Annotated in this window: 9 protein-coding genes; 7 read left to right on the top strand and 2 right to left on the bottom strand. The window is 46.0% G+C overall.

Features of this window, described 5'->3' with window-relative positions; all coding sequences use genetic code 11:
- Positions 1 to 119: 119 nt before the first annotated feature.
- The 4 genes from L4D12_RS09275 (at position 120) to nhaC (ending at position 5204) form a co-directional block, all read left to right on the top strand.
- The gene (locus tag L4D12_RS09275; protein ID WP_428447550.1) at positions 120 to 1433 is read left to right on the top strand and encodes an FAD-dependent oxidoreductase; all 1314 of its coding nucleotides are present in this window, start codon (positions 120 to 122) and stop codon (positions 1431 to 1433) included.
- Between the two features lie 19 nt (positions 1434 to 1452).
- Positions 1453 to 1824, top strand: a complete 372-nt coding sequence (locus L4D12_RS09270; protein WP_428447549.1) for a cyclophilin-like fold protein — start codon at positions 1453 to 1455, stop codon at positions 1822 to 1824.
- A 398-nt stretch (positions 1825 to 2222) separates the two neighbouring features.
- Positions 2223 to 3593 carry an FAD-dependent oxidoreductase gene (locus L4D12_RS09265; RefSeq protein ID WP_428447548.1) on the top strand — a complete coding sequence of 457 codons (1371 nt, stop codon included), beginning with the start codon at positions 2223 to 2225 and terminating at the stop codon, positions 3591 to 3593.
- Between the two features lie 93 nt (positions 3594 to 3686).
- On the top strand, positions 3687 to 5204 hold the full coding sequence (nhaC, locus tag L4D12_RS09260; protein ID WP_428447547.1) for a Na+/H+ antiporter NhaC: 1518 nt from the start codon (positions 3687 to 3689) through the stop codon (positions 5202 to 5204).
- Between the two features lie 539 nt (positions 5205 to 5743).
- Here nhaC and L4D12_RS09255 read toward each other — a convergent pair.
- On the bottom strand, positions 5744 to 6829 hold the full coding sequence (locus L4D12_RS09255; protein WP_428447546.1) for a glycerol dehydrogenase: 1086 nt from the start codon (positions 6827 to 6829) through the stop codon (positions 5744 to 5746).
- Between the two features lie 335 nt (positions 6830 to 7164).
- On the opposite strand from L4D12_RS09255, the gene dhaK reads away from it, so the two are divergent.
- From dhaK to ptsP, 3 genes are read left to right on the top strand one after another with little or no spacing between them, the layout of a single operon-like run.
- On the top strand, positions 7165 to 8223 hold the full coding sequence (gene dhaK, locus L4D12_RS09250) for a dihydroxyacetone kinase subunit DhaK (RefSeq protein WP_428447564.1): 1059 nt from the start codon (positions 7165 to 7167) through the stop codon (positions 8221 to 8223).
- 15 nt (positions 8224 to 8238) lie between these two features.
- Entirely contained in the window at positions 8239 to 8874 is a 636-nt protein-coding gene (dhaL, locus tag L4D12_RS09245) for a dihydroxyacetone kinase subunit DhaL (protein WP_428447545.1), read from the top strand.
- Between the two features lie 2 nt (positions 8875 to 8876).
- Complete coding sequence (gene ptsP, locus L4D12_RS09240) at positions 8877 to 11288, top strand: phosphoenolpyruvate--protein phosphotransferase (RefSeq protein WP_428447544.1); 2412 nt, start codon at positions 8877 to 8879, stop codon at positions 11286 to 11288.
- Between the two features lie 69 nt (positions 11289 to 11357).
- Here the strand turns inward: ptsP and dhaR are convergent, their stop codons facing one another.
- The gene (gene dhaR, locus L4D12_RS09235; RefSeq protein ID WP_428447543.1) at positions 11358 to 13289 is read right to left on the bottom strand and encodes a dihydroxyacetone kinase operon transcriptional regulator DhaR; all 1932 of its coding nucleotides are present in this window, start codon (positions 13287 to 13289) and stop codon (positions 11358 to 11360) included.
- Positions 13290 to 13439: the final 150 nt, after the last annotated feature.

Raw genomic sequence — 13439 nt, 5'->3', positions numbered from 1 at the left:
GGTTCCTTATCTTCCATCTTATAACAACACATTAAACAGTCATCTCAGACGGCTCAGGGAAGAACCGTCTGACTGATTGGAATATAAATAAAACCAATAACGTGAAACAAGGTATGCGAATGAAAACGATCAAGCAAAATGTGGATGTTGTCGTCGCTGGTGGCGGTACAGCGGGTCATATCGCCGCCATTCAGGCTGCCCGTGCTGGTGTATCTGTATCATTGATTGAAGCCAGTTCAATGCTCGGCGGCACCATGACCGATGGCGGGGTGTTTATGCCCAACCACTGGCATTCACCAAATGAAACGGTTGTACAAGGAATTGGCTGGGAGCTGTTCTCCCGCTCGAAAGAAATTGAAGGTCTGCGAATTAAGCCACCGTCAGAGCGGTATGGTGTTGATACACCAGCTTATTACAGCAATATTAATGTGCCCATTTACGCCACCGTTGCGGAGCAAGCCGCGATTGAGGCGGGGGTTGAGATTCATTACCACGAGTTTATCGGTGAGATGCAGCACGATGGCAACTTTTGGATTGTGACCTCATACGCGCGTGGGATTAGACGTATTACCCGCTGCCGTGAAATTATCGACTGTTCCGGTGACGCGGATGTTTCTCGTGCGCTTGGCCTGGCCGTTGAAAAGTCACCGAAGCGTCAACCGGGTACATTGGAATATCGTATTGAAGGCATCGACATGCAGCAAGTGTGGCAGGGCGAAGTGCAAAAGATTTACGAAAAAGCCATGGACAACGGTGAGTTGGAAAAAGGCGACTGGGCGTATTTCGGTATCTATCCATTCCAATGGTATCTACAAATGGGGGGACATAATTCGACGCACATTTATTCTTGTGATACTTCGGATGCCGACGGTCAGACCAAGGCGAACATTGAAGGTCGTGAGCGTATGCTGCGTATGTATCAGTTTGTTCGTACCAAGATCCCAGGTGCTGAACGTGCGGTGCTAAAAACCATGTATAACCGCGCATTATCGCGTGAAGGCTACCGAGTGATTGGCGAACACATCGTCACAGAGCCTGAGTTTATGGGCGCAGAGAAGTACGAAGATGCCATTTGTAACGCATTCAACTACATCGATATGCACAACGAAGACAATGGCTGTGATGAGATTTTTCATGAGTCTGCCAGCTTGATCCCTGCGGTTCCGATGCGCGCATTGATCCCGAAAGGTTCTAACCGGATTACGGTAGCCGGGCGTATTTTGTCTGCTGACCGCGTGTCACTGGCCGGGATTCGAGCTCAGTGTACGTGTATGGCAATGGGACAAGCGGTGGGTGCAGCGGCAGCCTTAGCGGTTAAACGTGGTGTCTATTCTCGAGAGGTGAGTGCACAAGACATTGTGGCACTAACGATGGAGCACGGCGCGGTTAAACCCTTCAATACCAAGAAGGTAGAACAGCCGGAAATGGCCTAGGCCGGAGTATGTGAGCACGATGACCAACATAATAATACGTATCAATAATAACGATTATTTGGCAACACTGAACAAAACGGATACTGCGCAATCTATTTTGTCCTCTTTGCCCATAAAGGGCCGCATTAAACGCTGGGGCGAGGAAATTTATTTCTCAATCCCCTTGGTTATAGATGAATGTCCCGATGCTAAGACTGAGGTTGAAGTGGGCGATTTGGCTTACTGGCCGCCTGGGCAGGCATTTTGTGTCTTTTTTGGCAGTACCCCCTATAGCCAAGCAGACAAGCCCGTTGCCGCTTCGCCAGTGAACGTATTTGGTTCACTCTTGGAACTGCCAAGCCAGTTATTTGATATTAAAGATAATGCTCAAGTTGAGATATGTTTAGCCTGATCGAATGTGTAAAGTGAAATCCTGTTCAGATTAATTATCTGTTTGCCCACCGTTATCGGTGGGTTTTTTTATGGTATATGCAACCAATACGTAAATGCGGTTGTATTGATTGACGTAATGAGGGGGGTAGGTCAGTTTCAAAATGGAAACAGAGGCTTTATTGATGTTTCATATTGAAACAGGAAATAGGGTTGAGATTGTTTTTTGTTATCTTCACCACAAAGAGCGATTTATATTAACCATTTTAAGAATAAGTTGTTTTTTACGCTCACAAATCCATTCTAATTTTTAGGGTTTTCATTACGGTTTAAATAGCTCTCTGATATTTTCTTAATTAACCAATAACGTGAATTGTTTATTGCATCAAATAAACAACGTTAAATTAAGGAAATAGAATAATGAAAACAATTACCGAGCCCGCTAAGCAGATTGAAGTGCTTGCTGAAACTGATGTATTAGTAGTCGGGGGGGGACCTGCGGGTATGGCCGCCGCGATTGGCGCCGCTCGTGAAGGAGCAAAAACGATTCTGGTTGAACGATTCGGGTGTTTTGGCGGCATGATGACAACCGCTGGTGTTGAGTCGATTGCTTGGTGGCGTCATGAGCATACCGTGGATGCGGGTGGTGTGGCACAAGAGTTTGAAGATCGAGCAAAAGCATTTGGCGCAACCAGCCCTGAAGTGCAGTCGGTGAGTCAGGCCATTAATGCCGAAATGTTTAAAGTGGTTGCCGATGATTTTCTTCAAGAGTCCGGTGTCGAACGTATTCTTCACATGATGGCTGTCGACGTTTTGATGGACGGCAATACCGTTCATGGCATTGTGACTGAGAGTAAATCGGGACGTAAAGCGATTCTGGCTAAAGTGGTGATAGATTGTACTGGTGATGCCGATATTGCGATGTTTGCAGGGGCTGATTTTGTCAAACCGTCTCGTGACAAATTGATGAGTGTTACCACGGTTTTCAACTGCTCAAATATCGATAAAGCCCGTTTCTTTGCCAATATTGCAGAAACCAAACCCACATACAGTGACTGGGGTAAAGACGAAGATAATAAGAATTGGTCTTATGAAATACATGAAAGCTGTCAAGGCATGTTTAGTCCATATCTGGGTAAAGTCTTTGTCAAAGCCAAGAAGGAAGGGCTGGTGCCAGAAGGGGTTACGTTAGGCGGTAGTTGGAGCACGATCACCGATCATGGTGACGCGAACTATATGAACGTTCAAAGTATGTCGGGTATCGATTGCACCGATGTTTTCGATTTAACAAAAGCAGAAATCGAAGGCCGTAAACAAGCGCTATGTGCGATTGAGGCATTGCGACATATGCAGCCAGGATTTGAACATGCAGTATTAAAAAACTTTGGTATGACGGTCGGAACGCGTGAATCTCGCCATATCATTGGGCGCACTCGGTTGACTGAAAACGATATTGTTAATCAAGGTCGTCACTCAGATTCTATTGGCATCTTTCCGGAATTCATTGATGGCAATGGTAAGTTGAAATTACCTCTTGAACCTCGTTATTTCCAAATCCCTTATGGGGCTCTATTACCAAACGGTATCGAAAATTTATTGGTGTGTGGTCGCGCAATTGACTCTGACGCGTTTGCGCATGCAACGACAAGGAATATGGCTTGCTGTGCGGTGACAGGACAAGGTGCAGGTGTTGCCGCTGCGATAGCGATTAAGCAAAAAGTTGTTTGTCGTGATGTCGATATTAATTCAGTTCAAAATGCATTGGAAAGTCAGAAAGTTCGAGTCCATTAATTCCCCATAAAATAATAACAAATAATACAAATGGCGTATTTAAATAAAACCTTAGTGCGCCAAATCCAAAACGTGAAATAAATAAGGTCTACTATGTCTAATTTAAATGAAATAAATAAGGCGGTACGGTTACCGACCTTTAAAGAAGCTATCTCGCCCATAATATTTATGGTGTTTGTATTAGCCATCGGAATGGGAGTGTTAGGCTGGCCTACCGGCGTCTGTTTACTTATTTCTGCCGCTTGTGCCGGTATGATTGCAGTCTCTCGCTTGAATTATACGTGGGAACAAATAGAACAGTTTGTTATCGATAAATTTGCCGCAGTGATGCCAGCCTGTTTTATTGTTATTTTAGTTGGCTTCATGGTCGCGACCTGGAGTTTCTCCGGGACGTTACCCATGATGGTTTATTATGGCATGGAGATCATTAAGCCTGAGTTGGTGCTGTTCTTATCATTTGTGTTGACCGCCATTCTGTCTTACGTTTCGGGTAACTCTTGGGGGTCAGTGGCCTCGATTGGTGTTGCGTTGATGGGGGTGGGGATTGGCTTAGGTGTTGATGTGGGTATGCTAGCGGCATCGATCGTGACCGGCGCCTATTTTGGCGACAAACTGTCTCCACTGTCGGATACCACCAACCTCGCATCAGCGGTCACCAAAGCCCCGTTGTATGAGCACATTAAATACATGCTTTGGACCACGATCCCATCAACAGTGCTTGCCTTACTGTTCTTTCTTTACCTAGGCTATACCGCAGACTCTGTCGGTGGGGTTTCAGAGTCTAGTACGCGTTTGTTGGAACAATTAGCCAGTATCTACAAATTTGGCATTCTTCCATTATTGCCCATGTTGGTGATTCTGATTTGTACCTTCATTGGTAAGCCAGCGGTACCGTCCATGTTGCTGAGCTCATTGGTTGCGGTTTTAGTGGGGTGGCAGTATCAAGGGTTTGATTTGAACTACGGGGTTCAAGCAACCATGGGCGGTTTTGATGTGAGCATGATAGGTGTTGATCCTACAAGATTAGAACCGGAAGTGCTGAACTTACTTAATCGTGGTGGTTTGAATAATCAAGGTGGTTTCTTAGCCTTCATTATCTGTGCGATGGCATTTGCCGGGATCTTAACCGGGACTCGCATGATGGATGTCGCGATGTCTGAAATGACCAAGAAAATCGTTACCGCCAAATCAGCAATTTTGGGTAGTGGGGTTATCTGTATCGTGATCAATATGCTGACGGGATCTGATGGCCTAAACAAGGTAATTACGACTGAGTTAATGCAGCGTCGATTCCTTCAGTTACGTTTAAATCCTCTCGTACTGTCTAGAACCCTAGAAGATTTCGGCACGATGACAGGCCCAGCAATCCCTTGGACTGCAGCCGGTTTGTATATGGCAACCACGTTAGGCGTTCCTACGATGGACTATTTGCCGTACTGTATCTTGTTCTTTGGCTCAATGGCATTTGCAACGTTCTATGCGATGACGGGTTACACTATTAAGTACATGACAGATGAAGAAGTGGCGCAATTCGCCGAGAAACATGGCATTGTTTTGGATGAACTCAAGCAAGAACCAACAGGAACATTACCTGTCGAGCAGCTATCCTAACGACGCGATATGAATATGAAAAAGCGCCTTCATGTGGATAATGCCGATTGCTTTAAGTAATTGAATGATCCTTAGCTGGCTTGATATTCGGCCTCAACATCGTTGAGGCCGATTTTTTATGTCTGAGTTTCATACCTGAGTTTTCTGTCGAATAGGTTGTATGGCTGGTTAGGAAATGAGGCTACGGTGGGGGGGTATTCTAATTGTCTGTGAAAAAGGGGTTTTAGTGTATCTAGTCACGCTTTGTAATGACCGATTGACAGTGATAGTTACTATACCCAAGTGACCTTAAGTTACAAGATTCAGACGAAGCTAAGCGTATTCAAATCAAGGCAAATACCTTAAGAGGCGGCATTCCCTGCTCAACGGTCTTTGATACCGAACAGAGCGCACTGAAATGAGCATGTTGAGGGGGCTTGATTATACACACACTTAACGTACTGGAAGTCTGCAAGCTATTGCTAGCGGTATTAAGTAGGCGAAATAAAAAGGCAAGCTGATGCTTGCCTTTAAACGTTACTTGGAGGTTGTATGGGGGATTATTTCAAACCGAGTTGGTGAGCTGTCAGAATCGCAGAGAAGACGTTTTCTGCTGTTACAGGGAACGGCATGTTGTGGATAGTTTCGCCTTCTGCTGTGGCACCTTGTGCGACTTCGAACAGTTTGTCGTGGTTCAGTTCTTTTACACCCATTTCAAATAAGTTGGTCGGTAAACCAACAGAGCGGCAGAAGTTGAGCACCGTATTGATCTCTTCCATTGCTGCATTTTCTAGTACAAGCTGAACCAATGTACCGAAGGCCACTTTTTCGCCGTGGTATAAATGGTGACACTCTTCTAGCTTGGTGAGACCGTTGTGGATAGCGTGTGCACCAGCTAGGCCACTACTTTCGAAGCCGATACCGCTGAGGTAGGTGTTGGCTTCAATGATGTTCTCAACCGCTTTCGTGCTGACACCATTTTCTACCGCTACTTTTGCTTTTAAGCCATCTTCCAATAGCGTTTCATAACACAGTTTTGCGAGCGCTTGAGCTGAACGCGTTGGTGCGCCGCCAGCCATTGTTGCTTTGCCTGATGTCATGTTAGCGCGTGCTTCGAAGTAAGTAGACAGCGCATCACCCATTCCTGCAACCAATAGACGAACAGGGGCTTTTGCAATTACCGCAGTGTCCATGACGACCATGTCTGGGTTTTTCGGGAACAGTAAGTATTCTGCGAATTCACCTTCCGGTGTATAGATCACTGCGAGTGCCGATGTTGGTGCATCTGTTGATGCGATGGTTGGTACCACAACGACCGGGATCTTGGTGTAGTGAGCGATAGATTTTGCTGTATCCAATGTTTTACCACCACCAATACCGATGATGACGTCATTATGTTGGGTGGCACAAATGTCGGTTAAACGGTCAATTTCCACACGAGAACATTCACCATTAAAAATGTCCATCGCAAGTGGCATATCAGCAGCAGCAAAGCTCTGTTTTACTGTGTCGCCAATCAGGCCTGTTACAAACTCATCGGCGATTGCCAGAGGGTTTTTCCCCAGCGTTTTTACGTAGCTCGCGATAGCGCTCAATACGTTTTCACCTTGAACATATTTACTTGGGCTGATGATGATTTTATCCATGATTCTTAGACCTTTATTAATGTGGTTATGTTTTGTTTCAACGTTAACGCTATCGTAGAGAACTGAATAAAAATGATGAAGTAAATCACCCTGAATAACCTTGGAATTATGATGGTGGTGACAATCTGTATACGCTGAAAACATTCAGAAGCAATGCTTTTTGGCATTGGTCAAACTTGTCCTTGGTCAGTGGAATTTCGTTTCATTGTGATACGAAAACGCACAGAAAAACGTTTCACAGTGGAACGGATATTTTTTGATTGAGCGACTATTTTCTCCATTTAAGATGGCTTTAACCCTACGAAACGAAATTCGAATTACAAGAGAACGGAATGATGAAAAAGCTAATTAATAGTGTTGAAGATGTTGTGAAGCAGCAAATGGAAGGTCTGGCGGCTTCTCGTAAAGATCTTAAAGTGACGTATGAACCACGTTATATGTGGCATGAAGAAACACCAGGGCAAGTTGCTCTTGTGTCGGGTGGCGGTTGTGGTCACGAGCCATTACACGCAGGTTTCATCGGTAAAGGAATGTTGACCGGGGCTTGCCCGGGTGAAGTTTTTACCTCACCGACGCCGGATCAAATGTATGAGTGTGGTAATCAGGTAAACACTGGTGAGGGCGTGCTTTTTTTCATCAAAAACTACACGGGTGATGTGCTGAACTTTGAAACGGCCGTCGAGCTGCTTCATGCCGATGGTATCAAAGTGGGTTCAGTCCTTATCGACGATGATGTCGCGGTAAAAGATAGCCTATACACCGCAGGCCGCCGTGGTGTCGCTGGTACGGTATTGGTTGAGAAAATCGTTGGTGCCGCGGCAGATAAAGGCTATTCGCTAGAACAATGTGAAGAACTTGCTCGTCGCATCAACAACAATTGCCGCTCGTTCGGTGTCGCTCTTAATGCTTGTGTGGTCCCAGCGGCGGGTAAACCGTCATTTATTTTAAGTGACGACGAAGTGGAGTTCGGCGTGGGTATCCACGGTGAACCAGGTATCGAGCGCATAAAATACACCAATGCTGATGAATTGGTCGACAAGATGTTTGTTGAGCTTACCGAGAATATCGATTACACGCGCACATTACGGATCTGGAATCGTGAAGAAGGTGACTGGAATGACGTGGAATCAACAGTCGAACCCTTTGAAGCGGATCATGACTATATCGCTATCGTGAATGGCCTTGGTGGCACACCGGAATCGGAACTGTACGGTGTATACCGTCGGTTGGCTCAAGTCTGTGAGAGCTCAGGCTACCGTCTAGTTCGAAATATGGTCGGTAACTACTGTACATCGCTGGATATGGAAGGCATGTCAATTACGCTACTGAAAGCAGACAAAGAGATGATCGAATTGTACGACGCCCCAGTCGACACAGCAGCAATCAAGTGGTAAGGCGAGGATAAACAGATGCAAATTGAAAAGAATCAAATCATCAACTGGTTGGAATTGTGTGCGGTTGCGTATGAAGAAAATCAGGATTTTCTCACCGATTTAGACCGCGACATTGGTGATGCCGATCACGGTTTAAATATGAATCGTGGCTTTAAAAAAGTGGCAGAAACCCTGCCGAAAGTGGAAAAGCAAAACATTGCGACCATCCTTAAAAATACAGGTATGACACTGCTATCCAGTGTTGGTGGCGCCAGTGGACCGTTATATGGCACCTTGTTTATTCGTACCGCTGCGTCATTAGGGACGCGCGAGCAGCTTTCTTTTGCCGAGCTGATTGATGCGCTCAAAGGTGGTGTGGATGGCGTGATCTCGCGGGGTAAAGCGGAACAAGGCGATAAAACCATGTGTGATGTTTGGCTACCGGTGCTCAATACCACCAAAGCGTCACTGGAGAGTGGCATTAGCCCCGATCATCTATTAGATGAAATGGTTGAGATTGCTGAAAAAAGTGCAGTGTCGACCATTGAAATGCAAGCGAAGAAAGGCCGCGCAAGCTATTTGGGTGAGCGTAGTATTGGTCACCAAGACCCGGGTGCGACCTCTTCACTTATTATGATCAAAGCATTGCGTCAGGCGGTTACAGGAAGTTAAGTATGGTCGGGATTGTAGTTGTATCTCATAGCCGACGTCTTGCCGAAGGGGTGGCCGAACTGGCCATCCAAATGACGCAAGGTAAGGTGAATTTAGCGATCGCTGCTGGTGTGGACGATCCGGAAAACCCCATCGGGACTGATGCCATCGCGATCATGGCTGCGATTGAAGAAGTCTGCGATGAGCAAGGTGCTGTGGTGTTGATGGACTTAGGCAGCGCATTGCTTAGTACTGAAATGGCCATGGAGCTGCTTGATGATGATATCAGTGGAAAAGTAGCGCTTGTTGCGGCGCCTATCGTGGAAGGTACCATGGCGGCATCCGTTGCGGCGGCAGCTGGTTTAGCCATTGAAACCGTTATCGCAGAAGCGCGCACTGCGCTGGATGTGAAACGTGAACATTTAGGTGAAGACGTTGGCCCAGTAGCACAGCCTGACACAGTCTCGCAAGCAACGGGTGAAACCCTGACGTTTACTTGGGCTGTGAAAAACCCACACGGTATTCACGCTCGTCCTGCGGCAGCGATTGTCGGTCAATTGGCACCTTTTGGTTGCGATCTTTGGTTACAAAAAGGCGAACAGCGAGTTAGCGCGAAAAGCCTCAATAACATCGCAAAACTGGGTGTTCGTTTAGGCGATGAAATCATCTTTTCCGCATGCGGTACCGATGCCGAAAGTGCGATTCAAGCGTTCAGTACATTGGCGCATGCCCATTTTGGTGAAGCGGAGTTAGTTCAAAACGGAATGGCGGCAGATGAAGCCATTTCCAGTGAGACCGCGATAGACCAATACACCATAGACCAAAATATCGCGGGTGCGATTGCGGGTCTAAGTGTTAACGGTGGCATTGTAACGGCTCCAGCCGTATTGTTCGCTCATGAAATGCCCGTGGTTCCTGATCGCGTTTTTGAGTCTGTTTTAGCAGAAACGGCACGCATTCAAACAGCGGTAGAGGCGGTAAAGCATCATCTTACGGTGCAAGCCAAACAACCTCATGGTGACATTTTTCAGGCACATCTTATGATGCTGTCAGATCCTGAATGGTGGCAAGACGTCATTACGCACATTGAAGCGGGCGCGATTGCAGAACAGGCCTGGATGGATACTGCCAACGCGCTAGCGGAAGACTACCGCAATGCAGACAGTGAATACATGCGCGAGCGTGAAGCTGATGTTTTTGATATTACTCGCCAAGTGATGATTCATATTACTGGTGCGAAGCAGACGGCGCTTATTATTCAACAGCCAAGCATTCTGTTAGCACGGGATCTGATGCCATCGGATGTGGCGGGTTTGGATAAATCAAAAGTGATGGCGATTTGCTTAAGTGAAGGCGGAAAAACCTCACACAGTGCAATCTTAGCTAGGGCCATGGGGATTCCGGCGATTGTTAAAGCGCAAGGCTGCCTAGAGAAAGTGAAAGTGGGCCAAAGTATTACAGTCGATGGTTTTAGCGGTTTGCTTTGGCTTGAACCATCTGCAGAGATGCAGGCGGAATTGGCACAGAAACGTCATGAGTGGCTAGAAGCGCAACAAGCGGCACTGAATAGTGCGCAAGAGAAAGCGATCACGGCAGATGGCACAGTGATTCACGCGCTGGCAAACATCGGTGGGCCTGAAGACATTGATGCGGCATTAAAAAACGGTGCTGAAGGTGTTGGGTTGTTCAGAACCGAGTTTCTGTTCCAAACGAGTGATGAACTGCCAACGGAAGATGAGCAATATACGGTCTACCGCCAAATTGCAGCCGCGTTTGGCGATAAACCCATTACCATTCGCAGTCTTGATGTGGGGGGCGATAAACCATTAGCGGCGTACCCGATGCCAGAAGAGGAAAACCCTTTCCTTGGTATGCGTGGCGTTCGTTTATGTTTGAGCCATGAAGCGTTGTTCGTAACGCAAATTCGTGCGGTGCTCCGTGCTCACCAAGAGCAAAGCAATATTCAGCTGATGATCCCAATGATCGCGACGGTAGATGAAGTTAGGCGTGTAAGAGCCTTGGTAGAACGTGAAGCGAAAAATTTAGGTATTGCAAATCTAGTACTCCCCGTGGGCATCATGATTGAAGTCCCTGCAGCGGTATTTAATGCCGATGCTTTAGCACAAGAAGTTGACTTCTTCTCTATCGGTACCAACGATCTGACCCAGTATGTCATGGCGGCAGACCGTGGAAATACCGCAGTTGCAGAGCTGGTAAACTATTTTGAACCTGCTGTTGTGAAAGCGATTGAACTGACTTGCGCCGCAGGTGACAAAGCGGGAATTTCAGTGAGTATGTGTGGTGAAATGGCGGGTGACACGAAAGCTACAGAGTTGTTGCTGCAACTGGGGCTGAGAAAATTCAGTGCCAGCGCGAGTATGCTCTCGGCTCTTAAAGAGCAAGTGCGTCATATTGATTTGGCGGTAAAAGCCTAATTTGCTGTGATAGTAACGTGGTTATATCAAGCCCTTCGGTAGTAATACCTTAGGGCTTTTTAGTTGGCTTTAATTCAACTCAATTTGATCCGCTAAACCAAACTTGTTGATTTTGCGCCATAGTGTTGTACGGCCAATTTTTAATGCTGCAGCCATCTCTTTCATCTTGCCGCCGTAGATATTCCATGCGTGGATGATGGCTTTCTTCTCGACTTCTTCTAACGACAAAATCGGCTGGTTTTCCTGATCGTTGCCCGTGTTTAGGTTGAGTTTAATTTCATCCGGAATATCGTCGAGCTTAATCAGATTAGAACTGCGATTGAGTAAAATACGCTCCATTCGGTTTCTTAACTCCGAGTTGTTACCTTGCCAACTGAAGTTGATCAATGCATCTATAACTACTTTTTCCATCGATATTGCGATGTTATGTCGCTTCTCATAGCTATTGATGATTTTTAAAATCATATGTTCAGTATCTTCTTTGCGCTTTCTGAGCGGAGGGATGTGCAGCTCATTTGACGAGATTTCATAGTAAAGTTGGCGACCAAAAGAGCGTTGTGCCACGTATTCGCTAATGTCTGCAGCGCTACTGGTGATTAGCTGAAATTTTACGGGGATTAAACGTTGGCTGTCGTAACGGCTGACTAAGCCAGTTTTGAGTAGTCGAAGGATCACCGCTTGCAGATCTGCGCTCAAATACTCAATTTTTTCTAAGTATAAGGTGCCGTTATGGGCTAATTCGAATTTAGACGGCAGACCTTGCCCTTCATCATAACCCAGTGTTTCCCTAATCATTTGCTCCGAGTTAATGGAACGGCAGTTCAACGTAATAAATGGCCCTTCTTTATAGTCACTCTCGTTATGGATCGCCATCGCTAGATCGGTTTTACCCACGCCTTCTTCCCCTGTGATCAAAATGGGGGCTTTGGATTTAGTCGCACGCTTTGCCACCGTGATGATGTGTTTCATCTTGCGCGAAATAGCCGGTAAGGTATCGAAAGTGTAACGGGCACTCCCCCCAATTTGTTGTTGTGCGAGCTCTCGGATTTTATCGATTGGATGCACAAATAGAAGGCTTGAACCGTCACTGAGTGGGCGAAGGGTAATGATCGCTTCAAGAAACTCGCCATTGACTTCAATGGTGGTTTGCTTGCGGCGAATGATATTTTTTGCTTCGATATTACTTAAGATATTAGGCGGAAAACGCATGATGGAAAAAACGTCTTTATCAATGACGGAAAGGGTGCTGATATTCAACAGACGTTCTGCTTGATGGTTGACCATCGTGATCCGATTTTCATTGTTCCATGACAATATGCCATCATCCATACATTCCATCGTGGCGTTATGGGCACACATTAAGCGATTCATGTTTTCTTGCTCGCTCTGGATATGGATTTGCAAGCCGATCTCTTTCGAACACGACGTGATGATAACAAGGCTCTCTTTGGAATATTCTGCCGCGCGTTTAATGATTGAAATGGTACCTCGTAGCTTACCAAAAGTATCAAAAACAGGTGCGGCTGCCGTTGCGTAGTCATGTAAATGACGATTAAAGTGTTCAGCCGCGAAAACGTCACTTGGCATGTGGGTTTCAATACATAAGCTGACTGCATTGGTACCAATTCTTCCTTCAGAGAAAAAACACCCCATTTTAATTCCAAGATCATTCATTTCACGAGTCATTGTGTCATGACCAATGCTAAACAAAACACAGCCGTTGTCGTCAGTGACAAACAGCATTAGCTGTTCATCCCTGAGTAAATCGTAGGTATCTTCAATGACGGTAGTGGCGCAGCCGATGATTCGTTCATTTCGTTTAACTAAAGAGGACAGGGTATAGCCGGAAGCGATGTGAGGTTTGGACCAGTTATAGGGGCTGCTTTGCTTTGAGCATCTTTCCCATGACTCTAAAACAGGAGACAGCGAAAACTCAGGTGACACCCAATGGTGTTTCTGGAAGAAATCCCATTTTTTCTTGTTATCTTCGATTGAAGGCATGTTCATCTCGTTGGTCTATGCTTGAGACTCGTTATTGAATGTAGTTGTGAGTTTGAATATTAGAAAATATTTGGTCACTGATGTGTGTGTGCATGGCGCAATTTAGATGTTAATAATATATTCATCAATACCGCAACGGCGTGACATATC

This window comes from Photobacterium nomapromontoriensis (assembly GCF_050336815.1).
Lineage (GTDB): Bacteria > Pseudomonadota > Gammaproteobacteria > Enterobacterales > Vibrionaceae > Photobacterium > Photobacterium nomapromontoriensis.
This window is presented reverse-complemented; position numbering and strand designations above follow the sequence as displayed.